This window comes from Mesobacillus persicus, from assembly GCF_900109925.1.
GTDB classification, from domain to species: domain Bacteria; phylum Bacillota; class Bacilli; order Bacillales; family Cytobacillaceae; genus Mesobacillus_B; species Mesobacillus_B persicus.
On the sequence record NZ_FOBW01000005.1, the window covers coordinates 37,000 to 52,787 of the forward strand.

A 15,788-nucleotide genomic window follows, 5' to 3' on the forward strand; every position below is an offset into this window, starting at 1 on the left:
TCCAATCCACAGGTTGCAACCATTGACACAGCCTTTCGATAAAAACTTAACGATAACTCTCAACCGGAACAGATAATTACCCGGTTATTGGTCAATCTAAACTATACAAAAACTTACTGCTCCCTGTTCACAAAGTAAGTCAATAAATGCTTTAAAAACGTGACATTACTAGGGACTTCTTGCAAGGTTTCCATCGCGAGACAGTAATGTTGCCACATTTCTTTTCGGGCACCCTCAGGTCCGAGGATGGACACAAAAGTTGAATGATGGTTTTCGGCGTCTTTCCCAAGGGGTTTTCCAATCAGTGCTTCATTCCCTTCGACATCTAGCAAATCGTCCTTAATCTGAAAAGCAATCCCTGCGTGTCGGGCGAACTTTTTCAGCACCTCTATCTCTTGCTCCTTCGCATTCGCAAGGATCGCAGGCATAATCAGAGACGCCTCGAAGGCAATTCCCGTTTTGTAAAAGCACATCGTGTTCAATTGGTCGAGCGTTAGTGATTTGCCTTTAGCCTCCAAATCCATGGCCTGTCCCTTGCACATTTCCGCTGTTACTTTGGAAGTATATTGGATTAGTTGAAGCACCGATTTGGCTTGAAACTGTTCAAGAGATGCTTGTTCTTCTATCGCCTTTTGGGTCAAAAACAAACCCGTTAATTCAGCGACTCCAATCGTATACACCTCATGTACTGTCGGACGTCCCCGGCGGATAGAAGCGTTATCCTGGCATGGGAGATCATCAAAAATCAAGGATGCTGTATGCATATATTCCAATGATTTTAGAAGCGGAACAATGGCTGACTCAGATAGCCCATACCCGTTAACGCCCATCACCCAGGTCACAATTGGCCTCAATCGTTTGCCATCCCCGTCAAGACTGTAATTTGCAGCGTCTACTATTGGATCTTCTTCAGAAAAAGCAAGCCCATTTTTAGAGATGGGTAGGACACGATTGATTTGATTTCGAACCGTTTTCACGGTATCTAAAAACTCGTCCTGCTCTTTCCGGTCATTTTTAAGGTTCATAATCATATGGTCGCGAAGCAGCTTATCAAAGAAATCAACATCATCTGCATCTGACACCATTTTTTGAATAAGCTGATGAAATTTCGGGTCTTCTGGAGCAAAGATCTTCATCACTTCATTGTATTTATGTGTACCCACTTTCTCTTTATACCGTTTCAGACCATTTATCGCACGGTCCAAAATGACTTCCGTGGTTTGGGGATCTGATTGATAGACGTTATGAATCAGATTGGAGATGACCGTCCAATATAGTTCAAAAGGGTTTACGAGATCTGGGCGAGTGTTGTGATACTTCAAATAATAGGTATAGGGAGTTACAGCACCTGCCTCCATGTCATCAAACATGTCAGTAAAATCATCTGCTAGTTGATTGTAAATCCCATAGTAGAAAGTTCGATGGTCAAAGCCTTCATCCTCAGGAGCACTGATGACGGAACGAACAATTAATCGTGAGGAAGACGATTTTAAAATGACCGGTATGTAAATTTCCTCATTCGTGTAATCTCCATTATATAAGTCCTTTACACGGTCCACTTCCTGAGAATGAAAAAAGACATAAGACTGCTCGAAGAAAGAGTGTAGCGTCTCCTCTCGCTGATGGTTTTTAATATACTCAAAGGCTTCTCGAAGTTCGGAATGAATCGATTGTATCAGCTCTTTGTTTCGCCCCATCCACACCCCCAATTCCGGTACAGTTCTAGTAATTAGCGTTGTTCGGATTAACTCGGAATACTGCTGCTTCTCTTCCAATGAGAGAACACTAGCATCTAAAAGATCGTCAATAAAGGGATAGGTCAGACCATAAGAATAACCAAGCCTAATCGCTTGATCAAGTTTCTGAGAGCGTTCCAAAGGAGTGATGTCCGTATCCATCTCTTCGATTACATGCATCACTACCCCAGCGATAATTTTAATCAATTTTCGTTGGGCATGTTCACCATCCATCCCACCCGGTATGATAGAGGCGACAGTCTTTAGTTTTTGGGTCAGCCAAATGATTGTCGACTCAATCGCTTCTTTCTCAGCCCACCGGTAGAGTCCGACCATACTAAACGTCTCGGTGTGCTCCTGTTGCTCCGAAGTCAGTTGTTCCTTTAAATTGTCAACCACCCTGCGAACAGAAGCTTGAGTATCAGGTGCGTTCAGGTCTTTTCCCAGGTCTCTCATATAAATATATGAAATGCTTCGTTGGAGGTAGGAATCTAGTTTGCCGGTTAGATTTAACCATTGAATATAATGCCGATAGTTTTTTGAATCAGGTTTATCCTTTCGTCGTGAAAAAAAAGAGAAGAATGACGGACGATGGATGTGATGATGTTTCCAGGATTGAAGATCTCTTGTCAGTAAAGGGACATATGCATTTCCCACGAGCTGCTCATAGAGCGTTTCAAAATAGTGACCAGCTTTTTGCTCCGCCAACCGATAACTATTATTTGCCTTAGTTTTTAACTCCTCATTCATACGATCCAATCCCTCTACTTAATATTTTCTTATTTATTTATATTCGTCTGTATAGATATTAAATGTCCAATTTTGCGGTGTTTCTTTAAATCTATCAACGCGCCTTTAATATACCTTAAAACTAACATTTAGGTAGATTAACCTGAAAATATACGGAGCAAGTTCTAGACAAAAGTTAAAAAACAAGCCTTCCGCTAATGTAAATGGATAGAATATACTAATCTAAGTAGTTATTAATTACCATGGGGGAACGTATGAACACGAACCTAAAAGTAGTCCTGATATATCTTGTCATAAATATCGTATTACTTCCACTATATTATGTATTATGGTTAATATTGATGCTTCAAGGAACGATTAGTAATTTTAATATCGGCAGTGCTATATTTGGTTTCGTTCTAGCATTTATCCCAATTACTTGCGTGTTTCTGCTAGTTAAGAGGTTTTTATTAAAAGGCAATAATAATAGAAGTGCAGTGAATAGGATCTCTTATATCGTCTCCATAACAATTGTTTTCTTATTTCTATTTTTATGGCCGTTAATAAATGGTCAATTATTTATAAAATGAAAGAAGCATTAAAGTTCTATTTAAGCCTGAAAGCAACAGTCTTTGAGAAAAAAGCCTAGTAAAAACATGAAGGGACCAGAGCTAGTTATGCCCTGATCCCTTCATGCTTAATGACTTTAGATTTGTTATTTCTTACTCGTTTACGGTCTTTTTCAAATCCGTAATATCTTTATTCACTTTAGCTTCGATGTCCTTGATTTCTGATTCTACGATTTCTTTTATTTCTTCACTCGCATGCATTTCCTCTTTCATCAGTTCCCTGACAACCTCTTTTAATTTATCGATGTTTATCGTTTCTTGAGGTTCTCTGTTATTAATGAGTTCCATTGCTTCATTGATGACTTTTTCGCTTCTGTCTTTTACTGCTTGCGAGACATTTGATGTGCTTTCATTGATTAATTCTGAAAGCTCTCCTATCTTATTTTTCAACTCGTTCGTTACTTCCCCTGTTTTATCCTTCCCTTTCGCAAATTGATTCGAAAGATCTTCTCGTATTTCCTCGCCCGATTTTGGAGACGAGAGTAATGTCGCTGTTGCCCCAACCGCTGCTCCAATAACTGTACCGAGTGCAACACTTTTTTGATTTTTCATTACTACCAGCTCCCTTTAATGTGTATATCTATCTATTAACCTATTTTGATAGGTATAAAACCTCCTATTTAAAAATTTTGACGCTTGGATAAATTTGATATTAGTTAGTAAAAGCTGTCACAAACTATTAAAAGCTCTGTTAAAGACAATTAGTTTTGCCAACTGTTGATTGGAGCGGAAGACACTTGACTCCTCGAAAATGAAGTGCGCATTTTCTCGTGCGTGGGCATAATCGAAGAAGCCATTCAGTGTCCTGCGGGAGCAGCGGGACAGGTGAGACCCCACAGGAGCGCTAGCGACGAGGAGGCTCACCGCACGCCCCGCGGAAAGCAAGTGTCTGGAGCGGAAATCAACATACTTGTTTAAGAGACAAAAAAAACTAGGCAATCCCTTGTGAAGAGATTTGCCTAGCTTTTTATACCTTAAGTGTCACAAGAACCATCGACACAAACAAGATTGTTATATAGTTAACGGAGTATAGAAAGTTTACATACGCCCATTTTATATCATCTTTAACATAGAAACCGCTTATGCCGACCACTAGCCATCCAATATTCAACAAGGTGGCAATCACAATAAATGCCGTACCTAGTGACGTTAAGAAGAACGGCAACGGTAGTAAACAGGCGATATACAGAACCATTTGTCGTTTAGTTACTTTAAACCCACGGACAACCGGGAGCATCGCTACTTTTGCCGCTTTATATTCTTCATACTTTCTCATCGCGATAGCAAACGTGTGAGGCATTTGAAAAATAAATAAGATAAGAAACAATACAATCGGGACTATATGGTTAACAGGTGCAATGACAGCCCAGCCGATTAAAGGTGTAACCGCGCCAGAAACACTGCCTATGATCGTGTTAAATGCATATCTCCGTTTTGACCACATCGTATATAAGACAACATAGGTGAACCACCCGATGAACGCATAGATGGTTGCTTCTATCGTTGTAAAGAGCAAAAGGATAAAACCTAGTATCGTTAAGGTAATTCCCAGGGTTAACACTGCTTTTAGTGAAAAATTCCCTGTTACGGTTGGCCGGTTTTTCGTACGATCCATGATGGTATCGATATCCACATCGTACCAATTATTTAAAACGAGCGCACCACCTACAACCAACGTACTTCCAATAATCGTTAGTAAGAACAAGCTCCAGTGAGCCCCAAAAGAAGCATCATTAAAATAAAGCGCTAGCCAAAATGCAGTAAAGACTGGCAATACATTCGCTAACAAAACAGGCCCTTTAAAAAGTGATTTTATATCCGAAAATATACCTAATGATTTTTGTGTATCTGATAATGAAGTTTTCTGAGCCTTCTGTAGAGAAGGTACCATATCCTGTCTCATCATTACCTCCCCCTAGAAAAGTGGTTCCTATGTTATCTTACTGTAGTATTATAAAAATGTACAATGATAAATTTTTCTTGTAGGGGGGTCCTACTCATACTTTGAGGGATCGACGATCAAACTATAAACCAAGTAGATCACCATCGAGATGGCCATGGTAATAAAACCCCACCCGAGGATGATTTGGTCAATGACTAAATAGTTATTGCACAATTGCGAGTTTGATTGGATATACAACCAGCCAAACCCAAGAAACATGACGGTAAATAATGTAATCAGGTTGTTTCTCCCGACCTTACTAAGTTTTTTCCAGCTATCACGCAGAGGCACTCCAGCTAGAAATGGTAAACTAATAAACTTAAAAGCTTCGACGGTTTGTACAGTTAGTGCTTCATCCATGGTCCTTGGCAACATCCAATAAACCATGATAATCGTAAATAATAGAATCCCAGGGAGCCCGTTTTGGTTGTACTTTTCAAAAAAGCTCGGAAACCGGTCCATAAATAAACGTGCCATAAAGTATCCTGCAATCACTAATAGTGGCATTTGCATATGCATATGGATAATCATGACGGATTCCATTAATCTAGCAACCGGAGGAATCATCAACACAATCAATAACACTAGACCGGATATAAATTGACTCATCGATTATTCCCCCTTATCTGCTTCTATGATAGTAACCAACTTATTTGCCGCTGCATCTACCTCTGTATAATCCATCACATCGACTAATGCCCCTTGTCTATCCACTAAATAAAAAGCTGAATTATGACCGAAATTTCCGTTCCCATCAGGGATGACAATGACGCCGAATTCCTCGAGTAACGAATCCAACTCTGATTGGTCATTGATTCTCGCCATCCGCCAAGTCTCTCCGTCACTGTTAAAATTGTTTTTATATCGATTCAATGTCGCGGGATCATCTCTGGTTGGGTCAAAACTTATACTTAAAAAAACAATCTCTTTGCCCATGTATTCACTAGGAACTTGATCGTAAACCTGAGCCATATTCTCTTCTAATTGAATACAAACCGTCGTACAACCTGTATAGATAAAAGTGATGAATACATATTTGTCTTCAAACTCTGAAATCGAATAGGTTCGTCCTTCACTATCTTCAAAGGTTACCTCTGGAAATTCCGGCTGAGTCTCAATCAGCTTTGTGACCCTCGCCGTTTCAGCCGTATAGGCGGTAAATCCATCTGTGCCTACAAAGAATAAAACAAACCCAAACAGCAAAACAGTCAGATACGAGTATAATGTTTGTCGATTTTTGATCACGGAGATCACTTCCCACAATCTATTTTTAGTAACGCTCTTTTCTCGACTTTATTGCTTATTTAAGCTGAATACACTAAGTGGTTGGTCTATCTTTATACAGTAAATAGCCAACAATTAGAGAAAAGAGCTTGCAAATTTACTTTTAACCTACAAAATAGCTTTTCCTGCGTTAAAATCGGCTTTATGATTTTAACAACAATATTTACGAAAACAGCCTTTAGTTAAAAGAGATAGCCCTAAGACGAGCTATCCCTTTAATCGTAGCTATTACCAAGTTTTAAATGGCGGTGATCCTGGAGGTGCATTCACAATCATGTCAACGATCGGAATAACATAGGCCATCGAAATCACGAGGATCATAAGGACTACCCAAATGCCCCAACGTTCTGTCCAATACGGAGTTTTCGCTTCTCCTGGTTCTGTATCAGCAATTGGGAACTCTGTTACTCCTTTTGGAGCGAAGAACATAAGATTAAATACGGCATACACCTGAAGAATAACGGCGATTAGAAGTAACGTTGCGCCGATTCCTACTGCTGCCATATAAGGGTTCCAACCTAGAGTTTCAGCAAAATCCCCATATGTTGTGAAAGACGTTCTTCGCGGTGATCCGAATAAGCCGACAATATGCATGGAAATCGCCATGATGACCATACCAAGAGTCCAAATCACTGTTTGAATCACACCTAATTTGTTCATTGCTGGTGTTAATACCCGTTTTGAAAGATATGGAACGAGCCAATAACTAATTCCGAAGAATGTCATGACTACAGACATCCCTAATGTTAGATGGAAGTGTCCAACTACCCACATTGTATTATGAACAACCTGGTCTAATTGGTTTGTACTTTGTACAATCCCGCCGGCTCCAGCTGGAATAAAGGCAGCCATCGCAATAAATGGAGCTAAGAAACGAACATCGCCCCATGGCATTTTCTTGAACCAACCAAGTAAACCTTTTCCGCCTTTCCGTCTTGCGGTACGCTCGAATACTCTAAACATCGCGTAAGCGGTCATTAATGAAGGAAAACCAATCGCTAAACTCATGAATACGTGCATGTATTTGATCCCTTCAGAGATACCAGGGTCAACGATTTGGTGGTGGAATCCACCGGTAATATTCATGATAACTAATGGGATGACAACCATACGAGTTAAATGGTCATTCCAGCGATTTCCGCCGATTACTTTCGGTATTACAACATACCATGCGGAGACAGCTGTTAAATACCAAATATTAACGGCTGTATGTCCAAATGCCCAGAACAATGTACGAGAGAGCATAACGTTGATACCATCCACCCATCCAAGTGTCCAAGGGATGATCATAAATATTACTTCAACTGCGACAAACGCTGTTGCGCCAACTAGTAGGACGAAAACACCAGTTGCAAAGAATGAGAGAATCGGAAGGTGTTCCCCTTTGTGATTTTTTCTCCAATTGGCAACTTGGGTAAAGGCACCCGCTGAAAGCATCCAAATCCCTAATACGATGAAAACTAAACCAAAGTAGAACACAGGATGCGCGGCCATTGGCGGATAGAATGTATACATAACAGAAGCTTCATTCATTAAGACCGGAATAACAACTAGGACAAATCCGAAAATCTTCATCCAGAAGCCAATCCAAGCCATTTTCCTTACCTTCGGAAGTAGGCCACCTAATGTATGAGAAAGTCCGGCATAGAAGTAACCGATGGTAAAGAACGCCGATAAGACAACAACTAAAAGCAAGCCATGGGCGGTTAAAATTTGATAGTAGTTAGCCCATGAAGGTAAAGTTAAAACACCTGCACGATTTAATCCTTGTAATAAACCTAGAAGACCACCTAAAAGTAATGCGATAAAGGCTACAGATAAATATGATTTCGAGATTCTAGCGTCTTCTATACTAATTCCAAAAGCCTGATTGGCTTTATCTTTAAATGAATTTTGTTTTATTGCTGTTTGCACGTTACTTCCCCCCTTTATTTAACCGTAATCGTTGTACTCATTGCTTGGTGACCAGCACCACAGTACTCATTACATAACACTAAATATTCTCCTGGCTCATCAAACTTTTGGGTGATTTTTTGAATATGCCCAGGCATAACCATTGCGTTAATATTCGTATCTGCCACTTGGAAACCGTGGACAACATCTTTTGAAGTTAATGTGAAATGAACAGTTGAACCAGCAGGAACTTCAATATCCATTGGTGTGAAGCTAAAGATTTGTAGAGTCATAACAACTTCATATTCGTTTTCACCAATTTGTTTGATCCCTGGTTCGTTAAATGGTGCAGTTTGATCGACTTTTTGTGGGTCAATCGTCTCCTTATGACTCGGAGGTCCGTATCCTAGTGCCAATGCTTGGTACCCTGTAAAAATCATAAAAATCATAATCATACCGAAACTTAAAAACAACCAAATCTTCTCATCTAAATGCATGTTCTTCTCTCCCCTTTCTATAACCTAGCCATATATAATCCGTATAACAAAAAGTAAGTACCAAGGATGACTGCTCCTAAAATACCAACCGAAATCCAAGTTCCTACCTTCGATGTTTCTTGGACTTGCTCATGTTGAACTTCTTCTTTTTTGTTCAATTTTGTAGCTTTCATTGAATTTCCCCCCTCTTGGTTTTCATACTTAAATCATAATTGCGAACGGTTATCGCCGTAGTGAGTAATATCACTGGCATGTATGATTTCAGCAAAAAAATTCATTTATTATTCATTGCGTTTTTTCTTGTGGATGTTCATGGGGGTACAAGCCATTTCTGGAGCAGGTTGCAAAGCAGCACTAATACATCATCATTCGAAAAATAATAATCTTTTTTAACTAGACTGTATCCATCCCACACCCTTTTTTTGTGTTAAAAATGTGAACACAAAAAAGATCCCGCCTGACACGAGATCGTCATTTTCACGCTCGAATATACAGGTCTAAAACAGGCTCATTCAAACGAATCGGACAAAAGGTAGTATAATAGGATAAGATCATTATTTTTTAGAGGTGAAACGATGAAGTTTAATCGGTCAGTTATCGAAACCATGCGTGGGCGTCAGTCCGTTCGAACATACGATGGGAAAAGCCTTTCGGATGCAGACGTAAACACAATAGTGGATTTTATAAACGCGGAAGCAAACTTAATAGGACCATTTGGGGGCAAAGGCAAGATTGATTTTATTCAAGTGGACAAGAACGTTACAGACAAAGGGATCAAGCTTGGAACCTATGGGTTCATTAAAAATCCAGTCGGTTATTTGATTGGAACAGCGAAAAACGAAAAGTATGCACTTGTCGAGTATGCCTACATTTTTCACCGCCTTGTTTTGTTGGTAACAGAGTTGGGAATGGGGACGTGCTGGATGGGTGGTACGTTCAATCGAAATTCCTTTGAAAAAGAGATTCCTTTAAACGAAGGAGAGTTTATTCCATGCGTTACACCACTAGGCTATCCGAAAGAAAAACAGCGAGTCTTTGATAAAGCTTTACGTTTCGTGGTTAAAGCAGATAATAAAAAGCCTTGGGAAAAGCTGTTTTACGATGCAACTTTTAATTCACCTTTACTAAAGGAGAACGCCGCTGAATGGGAAACCCCCATTGAAATGGTTAGATTAGGACCTTCTGCATCAAATAAACAACCATGGAGACTTGTCCTAGCGGAGGACAGACAAACTTGTCATTTCTATATCGAACATACACCTAATTACAGTTCGAGTTTAGGCTATGATATGCAACTATTGGACATGGGCATCGCCATGTGCCAGTTTGAATTAGCTTGTGAAGAGCTGAATCTAGATGGAAGCTGGCTAGTAGAAGACCCCAATCTAGCAGAATTAAATGAGCATACGGAGTATATTGTTAGCTGGAAAAGAGGATAAGAATGATTTGTTAAGAGGCCTTTCTTTTTAGATGAAGGGAGCGCTTCAGGTTAGTCCAAAATAAATTTGAGAAAATCTGTTGATTGGAGTGGAAGGCGCGAAGACTCCTGCGGGATCAGTGGGACAGGTGAGACCCCGCAGGAGCATTAGCGACGAGGAGGCTCACCGCCCGCCCCGCGGAAAGCGAAGCGCCTGGAACGGAAATCAATAGACTAAATGACCCTCTAAACAAAAAAACTGCAGCCAAGCTCGATTTAACGAGTCTAGCTGCAGTCTTAAAGACTCTACAATAGAGCCTTTTCTTAACAAGCTATTATGCCTTTTGAACGTTAGTAGCTTGAGGTCCACGCTGACCTTGCTCAACTTCAAAAGTAACTTTTTGGCCTTCGTCTAAAGACTTGAAGCCTTCGCTTTGGATAGCTGAGAAGTGAACGAATACATCGTCTCCGCCTTCGCGCTCGATAAATCCGAATCCTTTTTCTGCATTAAACCATTTTACTGTACCTGTTTCCATTTAAAAATTCCTCCTCGTGCAGTGCACACATTTTGTTACTATCCTTTGTTTCGTCTTCAAGTCAGAAAGTTTTTAATCACTTTAACGATCCTTGCCGAACGAACAAAAATAATTCTTCCTAATATTAACAGATAACAATTTACAATGCAAATCCGCATCGAAAAGGAGACCAAAATAGAATTGAATTCTGACTAGTTAACAGGAGAAACCTTTATTCTTCGGTCTTTTTAAAAGCAAAGAAAAGATTTGATAAAACAGAAAGTCCCCTTCTTCTTCAGATTCAAAATTATTCTATAGATAATAAAAAGAAGCGAGAGAGAGTCTCTCCCTGCTTCTTCTAATCTATATGGTTTTATTCACCAGGAATCGTCTTAAGTTTTGCTGTTTCAGCAATGAGTTTAGAGATATCCGTGTTGTCTAGAACGCCTTCAAATCGTTCGCTTCCAACACCTGTTGCAAATACAGGGACCATGTTTCCAGTATGTCCACCTGTTGAACCTTCGGCGCGGATTTCGCGATCCATTACACCAACCTTATAGGCTTTTGCGATAACGCTTCCGATTTCCCAGCCAATTTTATGCTGAGGATAAACCTTCCCTTCGTTATCTTTGAGGTTTTGCGTGAACTCAGCCACATCCTCATCTGTCAGATTGATGTTTGCGTATTCTTTAAATACAGATTTTACACTTTCAGCAGCAAATTCACCGTTTGCATCTTTTACAAGCTGTCCCGCCATATATTCTGGAGAAACTTCAATATTTTTTAACGCTTCAATATCCATCGTTTCTGCAGCCGAGAAGCCCATTGTTTCATGGTCAGCCAATACCACGATAAGCGTGTCTTTGCGACCTTTAGCCCACTCGACTACGTCTTTAACGGTGTTATCGAATTCGATCGTTTCTTTCCAAACACCTGTCACGTCTGCCGCATGGGCAGCATGGTCAATACGGGCACCTTCAACCATTAAGAAGAAACCATTTTTCCCTTTAGATAAAACGTCGAGGGCCTTCGCTGTCATTTCGTTTAGTGTCGGCTCTTGTGAATTTGTTTCCTCGACATCAAGCTTATAATTCATATAAGAAGGATGGAACAATCCTAGCAATTTATCTGGGGTACCTACTTTATTTAGCTCCTCTTTCGTAGTAGCAAACGCATAGCCATCCTCACGGAACTTCTCTACATAATCTACCCCTTCTTGCTTTTCGGGAGTAAAGTTACTTGCACCTCCACCGAGGAGAACATCAATATTACTATCATAAAGCTGTCTTGCAATCGCAGCGCTACCTTCCCAGCGATTTGAAACACTGGATCCAAAGGCAGCCGGTGTTGCATCATAAACGGTATTTGTAGAAATGAGGCCGGTCTTTTTCCCGTTTGCCTGGAACAAGTCTAAAATACTATCCACGGGATTGCCATTTGCATCGACACCAATGGACTCGTTGTTTGTTTTAACGCTTGTCGCAATTGCCGTTCCAGCTGCACCGGAATCTGTAACAAAGTTATCAGCAGAATAGGTTTTCAATAAAGCGACATTATCAAGCTGTTCCATATGGAGTTCGCCTGTTTTGCCATACTCTAGTAAGCGAGCAACCTCCATCTGTCCCAACCCCATTCCGTCTCCTACCATGACGATGACGTTTTTGGGAGCCTTTTGCATTTGGGCAACGTTTTTTGTTTTTGCCGACGAATCGGCAAAGGTGTTGGTTAAGCCAGGAACTCCAGTTAGACCTCCGATGACCAATCCAGTAGATAGTGCAATTGCTAGTGACTTCGTCTTGACTGACATTTCGCTCCACCTCTTGTATATTATTGTCGAAATAAGGAACTACTCTTTTAATCTACTAGAACGGTAAACTACGGTAAATGGGGCTATGGAAGCGATTTCGCAATAGGTATATTGGATTAGTTTTTATCGGAAGACCTGTATATAAGGTTGCCTATGATAACCAAAAGCCAAGATGTCTGCACATCTTGGCTTTTTTACTAACTATCTCTCTTCCTTATATCTATTAGTTTACAGGAATCCACTCTCAGAATAATAGTCCCCTAGCGTGATATTCAGTATTAGATACATATGGGACAAATTCCTCTAATTTTCTTGCTTTTTTTCGACTGAAAACAAATTTATAATTATTTTAAATTTACTATTGATATTTTTACAAGAAGGTGTTAATTTAGAGAAGCGTTATTGGAAAGCTAATATTCAACGTATTCGGGTCTTTCCAAGCAGATAATTTTGACCACTTCCTTTTCGGGAGTTAAGGCCATACGGACAGCCGGGTCAAATGCCGATTGGCAACTTAGTTTGCCTTATTGATTGAGTTAAAAGCTCAAATTTTATAAGTTGGTTACTTTACAACCAGTGCATATGCACAAAACTTGTGAAACGGTCAATAAGAGTACTTAGTAATTATTTGCTATATAGACTCTGAGTCCTATTATGATATATTTTGAATATTAAAGAGCTTCCTTCCAGTACGTCTTTGCGCTCTTTTTCCGGACGTACATATATGCCTTTTGCATTCATGGATGAATTATGCCTTTTTAATATTGATTATATCTAAAGCAAGTGTTGTGCGCGAAATTGCGATTTACACATGCTTTTTTTTGTTGTCTAAAAACTTTTTGAGGACAGATCAGTAACCTAGTCTTGCTAGTTTCATTGTTTTGGATTCCCTCATTAGGTCGGAAAATCTATTTAGTTAGGAGTTTTGAAAATGGGAAAAGCGCTTGTTATCGGTTGTGGTGGAGTAGCATCTGTAGCTATCCACAAATGTGTTCAAAACAGTGAGGTCTTCGAGGAAATTTGTATCGCGAGTCGTACAAAGTCTAAATGTGATGACCTAAAAGCAAAACTAGATGGTGGAAAAACGAAAATTACAACTGCACAGGTTGATGCAAATAATGTAGATGAGCTAATTGCTTTAATTGAGGAAGTAAAGCCAGATATCGTGATGAACTTAGCTTTACCGTATCAAGATTTAACAATCATGGATGCTTGTCTTGCAACAAAAACACATTACATGGATACAGCAAACTATGAGCCAGAAGATACAGCGAAGTTTGAATACAAATGGCAATGGGATTACAAAGAGCGCTTTGAAGAAGCTGGAATTACAGCTCTTTTAGGTAGCGGTTTTGACCCAGGTGTTACAGGAGTATTCTCAGCTCACGCATTAAAGCATCATTTTGATGAAATTGAATACATCGATATTCTTGACTGTAACGCTGGCGATCACGGCTATCCGTTCGCAACAAACTTCAACCCTGAAATCAACATCCGTGAAGTATCAGCTAACGGAAGATATTGGGAAAACGGTGAGTGGATCGAGACAGAACCAATGGAAATCAAACGCGTCTACAACTTCCCTGAAGTTGGCGAAAAAGACATGTACCTGTTGTACCATGAAGAACTTGAGTCTCTTGCGAAAAACGTACCAGGACTTAAGCGTATCCGTTTCTTCATGACATTTGGCCAAAGCTATCTTACACACTTAAAAGCTCTTGAAAATGTTGGCATGACTTCAATCGAGCCAATTGAATTCGAAGGAAAGCAAATCATTCCGCTTCAATTCTTGAAAGCTGTATTACCAGACCCTGCTTCACTTGGACCACGCACGGTTGGTAAAACAAACATCGGCTGTATTTTCCAAGGGAAAAAAGATGGAAAAGATAAGACATATTACGTTTACAATGTTTGTGATCACCAAGCATGTTACCAAGAAGTTGGTTCTCAAGCTGTTTCCTATACAACAGGCGTTCCTGCAATGATCGGTGCAATGATGATCATGACTGGAAAATGGAATAAGCCGGGCGTATTCAATATTGAAGAATTCGATCCAGATCCATTCATGGAAGCATTAAACAAATGGGGACTTCCATGGCAAGAAGATTTAAACCCAACTCTTGTTGATGAGCCGAAGAAAGTAAAAGATCCGGAGTACGTTTACTAAGATGAAGTTTGAAGAATTGCCAACCCCATGTTATGTAGTTGATGAAGCGCTAATTGAAAAGAATCTAAAAATCCTAAACGGCGTCATGGAACGTACAGGATGCAAGATTGTTTTAGCACAAAAAGCCTTCTCAATGACTACAATGTATCCACTTATTTCAGAGTACTTAACTGGTACAACTGCCAGCGGGCTTTTCGAAGCCCGTCTTGGTCACGAGGAAATGGGAAAAGAGAACCACGTCTTTTCCCCTGCCTATCGTGAGGATGAAATTGACGAAATCATTTCCATTTGTGACCATATGATTTTTAACTCTTTCTCCCAGTTGGAGAAGTTTAAACAGAAAGCTTTAGATGCTGGTCGAAGTGTCGGCCTGCGCATCAACCCTGAATGTTCAACACAAGTTGGTCATGAAATCTATGACCCATGTACAACTGGATCTAGATTTGGTGTAACCATCGAGCATTTCCGTCCTGAATTACTTGATGGTGTCGACGGTCTACACTTCCATACTCTTTGTCAGCAAAACTCGGACGATTTGGAAACAACGCTAAATGCGGTGGAAGAAAAGTTCGGTGAATGGTTGCCGCAAATGAAATGGATCAACTTCGGTGGCGGTCACCATATTACTAGAGAAGATTATGATATTCCAAGACTAGAAGCTTGTATTAAGAGAATGCAAGACAAATATGGCTTAGAAGTGTACCTTGAGCCAGGTGAAGCAGTTGCCCTAAATGCTGGGTACTTAGTAACAACGGTTCTTGATACCATCGAAAATGGAATGGAAATTGCGATTCTTGATACATCTGCTTCCTGTCATATGCCGGATGTGTTGGAAATGCCTTATCGTCCTCCCCTCTTCGGTTCAGGAGAAGTTGGCGAAAAGTCATTTACATATCGTCTCGGTGGTCAAACCTGTCTTACAGGTGATGTGATTGGGGATTATTCTTTTGATCAGCCATTAAAGAGCGGAGATCGTTTAGTGTTTGGTGACATGGCCATTTACACAATGGTTAAAAACACCACATTTAACGGCATGCCATTACCAGCAATCGCTGTTAAAAAGACAGACGGAGATTGCCAAGTGGTTCGCCAATTTGGTTACCAAGACTTTAAGATGAGATTAGCTTAACTATAAGGGGACGGTTCTGATTCTGCCTAAAGGCAGAATCAGA

Annotated in this window: 14 protein-coding genes; 4 read left to right on the forward strand and 10 right to left on the reverse strand. The window is 40.1% G+C overall.

Translation table 11 applies throughout. The features are described 5' to 3' along the window. Nucleotides 1-113: 113 nt before the first annotated feature. Nucleotides 114-2,486 carry a polyprenyl synthetase family protein gene (locus BMX30_RS08435; protein ID WP_090743670.1) on the reverse strand — a complete coding sequence of 791 codons (2,373 nt, stop codon included), beginning with the start codon at nucleotides 2,484-2,486 and terminating at the stop codon, nucleotides 114-116. Between the two features lie 254 nt (nucleotides 2,487-2,740). Here BMX30_RS08435 and BMX30_RS08440 point away from each other — a divergent pair, with 254 nt between their 5' ends. Further along, nucleotides 2,741-3,055, forward strand: coding sequence for a hypothetical protein (locus tag BMX30_RS08440; RefSeq protein WP_090743672.1), 315 nt, complete (start codon nucleotides 2,741-2,743; stop codon nucleotides 3,053-3,055). Nucleotides 3,056-3,187: 132 nt separating this feature from the next. Here the strand turns inward: BMX30_RS08440 and BMX30_RS08445 are convergent, their stop codons facing one another. The 7 genes from BMX30_RS08445 to BMX30_RS23495 all read right to left on the reverse strand — a co-directional run bounded on the left by BMX30_RS08445 (nucleotide 3,188) and on the right by BMX30_RS23495 (nucleotide 8,883). Next, nucleotides 3,188-3,646, reverse strand: a complete 459-nt coding sequence (locus BMX30_RS08445) for a YtxH domain-containing protein (protein ID WP_090743674.1) — start codon at nucleotides 3,644-3,646, stop codon at nucleotides 3,188-3,190. A gap of 415 nt (nucleotides 3,647-4,061) precedes the next feature. Next, the gene (gene cyoE, locus BMX30_RS08450) at nucleotides 4,062-4,997 is read right to left on the reverse strand and encodes a heme o synthase (RefSeq protein ID WP_090743676.1); all 936 of its coding nucleotides are present in this window, start codon (nucleotides 4,995-4,997) and stop codon (nucleotides 4,062-4,064) included. A gap of 90 nt (nucleotides 4,998-5,087) precedes the next feature. Further along, the gene (locus BMX30_RS08455) at nucleotides 5,088-5,645 is read right to left on the reverse strand and encodes a hypothetical protein (RefSeq protein WP_090743679.1); all 558 of its coding nucleotides are present in this window, start codon (nucleotides 5,643-5,645) and stop codon (nucleotides 5,088-5,090) included. A 3-nt stretch (nucleotides 5,646-5,648) separates the two neighbouring features. Then, a complete protein-coding gene (locus BMX30_RS08460) occupies nucleotides 5,649-6,281 on the reverse strand; it encodes an SCO family protein (RefSeq protein ID WP_090743682.1) in 633 nt (210 codons plus the stop codon). A gap of 267 nt (nucleotides 6,282-6,548) precedes the next feature. Further along, nucleotides 6,549-8,234, reverse strand: coding sequence for a cbb3-type cytochrome c oxidase subunit I (locus tag BMX30_RS08465; protein WP_090743685.1), 1,686 nt, complete (start codon nucleotides 8,232-8,234; stop codon nucleotides 6,549-6,551). Nucleotides 8,235-8,248: 14 nt separating this feature from the next. Next, a complete protein-coding gene (locus BMX30_RS08470; RefSeq protein ID WP_090743688.1) occupies nucleotides 8,249-8,710 on the reverse strand; it encodes a cytochrome c oxidase subunit II in 462 nt (153 codons plus the stop codon). Between the two features lie 17 nt (nucleotides 8,711-8,727). Then, nucleotides 8,728-8,883 carry a hypothetical protein gene (locus BMX30_RS23495; protein ID WP_170843831.1) on the reverse strand — a complete coding sequence of 52 codons (156 nt, stop codon included), beginning with the start codon at nucleotides 8,881-8,883 and terminating at the stop codon, nucleotides 8,728-8,730. A 402-nt stretch (nucleotides 8,884-9,285) separates the two neighbouring features. On the opposite strand from BMX30_RS23495, the gene BMX30_RS08475 reads away from it, so the two are divergent. Continuing rightward, nucleotides 9,286-10,149, forward strand: a complete 864-nt coding sequence (locus BMX30_RS08475; protein WP_090743693.1) for a nitroreductase family protein — start codon at nucleotides 9,286-9,288, stop codon at nucleotides 10,147-10,149. Nucleotides 10,150-10,462: 313 nt separating this feature from the next. On the opposite strand, the gene BMX30_RS08480 is transcribed toward BMX30_RS08475, so the two are convergent. Both BMX30_RS08480 and BMX30_RS08485 read right to left on the reverse strand, forming a co-directional pair. After that, nucleotides 10,463-10,663 carry a cold-shock protein gene (locus tag BMX30_RS08480; protein WP_090743696.1) on the reverse strand — a complete coding sequence of 67 codons (201 nt, stop codon included), beginning with the start codon at nucleotides 10,661-10,663 and terminating at the stop codon, nucleotides 10,463-10,465. 352 nt (nucleotides 10,664-11,015) lie between these two features. Beyond that, on the reverse strand, nucleotides 11,016-12,449 hold the full coding sequence (locus BMX30_RS08485) for an alkaline phosphatase (RefSeq protein ID WP_244532537.1): 1,434 nt from the start codon (nucleotides 12,447-12,449) through the stop codon (nucleotides 11,016-11,018). Between the two features lie 931 nt (nucleotides 12,450-13,380). On the opposite strand from BMX30_RS08485, the gene BMX30_RS08490 reads away from it, so the two are divergent. Together BMX30_RS08490 and nspC are read left to right on the forward strand one after the other, a co-directional pair. After that, entirely contained in the window at nucleotides 13,381-14,616 is a 1,236-nt protein-coding gene (locus BMX30_RS08490) for a saccharopine dehydrogenase family protein (RefSeq protein WP_090743699.1), read from the forward strand. 1 nt (nucleotide 14,617) lies between these two features. Further along, the gene (nspC, locus tag BMX30_RS08495) at nucleotides 14,618-15,745 is read left to right on the forward strand and encodes a carboxynorspermidine decarboxylase (RefSeq protein ID WP_090743701.1); all 1,128 of its coding nucleotides are present in this window, start codon (nucleotides 14,618-14,620) and stop codon (nucleotides 15,743-15,745) included. Nucleotides 15,746-15,788: the final 43 nt, after the last annotated feature.

Bases quoted from the DNA above. Each gene is read 5' to 3' on its own strand.
- BMX30_RS08445 (WP_090743674.1), bottom strand. From the start codon at position 3,646: ATGAAAAATCAAAAAAGTGTTGCACTCGGTACAGTTATTGGAGCAGCG.
- BMX30_RS08470 (WP_090743688.1), bottom strand. From the start codon at position 8,710: ATGCATTTAGATGAGAAGATTTGGTTGTTTTTAAGTTTCGGTATGATT.
- nspC (WP_090743701.1), top strand. From the start codon at position 14,618: ATGAAGTTTGAAGAATTGCCAACCCCATGTTATGTAGTTGATGAAGCG.
- BMX30_RS08435 (WP_090743670.1), bottom strand. From the start codon at position 2,486: ATGAATGAGGAGTTAAAAACTAAGGCAAATAATAGTTATCGGTTGGCG.
- BMX30_RS08485 (WP_244532537.1), bottom strand. From the start codon at position 12,449: ATGTCAGTCAAGACGAAGTCACTAGCAATTGCACTATCTACTGGATTG.
- BMX30_RS08475 (WP_090743693.1), top strand. From the start codon at position 9,286: ATGAAGTTTAATCGGTCAGTTATCGAAACCATGCGTGGGCGTCAGTCC.
- BMX30_RS08480 (WP_090743696.1), bottom strand. From the start codon at position 10,663: ATGGAAACAGGTACAGTAAAATGGTTTAATGCAGAAAAAGGATTCGGA.
- BMX30_RS08440 (WP_090743672.1), top strand. From the start codon at position 2,741: ATGAACACGAACCTAAAAGTAGTCCTGATATATCTTGTCATAAATATC.
- cyoE (WP_090743676.1), bottom strand. From the start codon at position 4,997: ATGAGACAGGATATGGTACCTTCTCTACAGAAGGCTCAGAAAACTTCA.
- BMX30_RS23495 (WP_170843831.1), bottom strand. From the start codon at position 8,883: ATGAAAGCTACAAAATTGAACAAAAAAGAAGAAGTTCAACATGAGCAA.
- BMX30_RS08490 (WP_090743699.1), top strand. From the start codon at position 13,381: ATGGGAAAAGCGCTTGTTATCGGTTGTGGTGGAGTAGCATCTGTAGCT.
- BMX30_RS08455 (WP_090743679.1), bottom strand. From the start codon at position 5,645: ATGAGTCAATTTATATCCGGTCTAGTGTTATTGATTGTGTTGATGATT.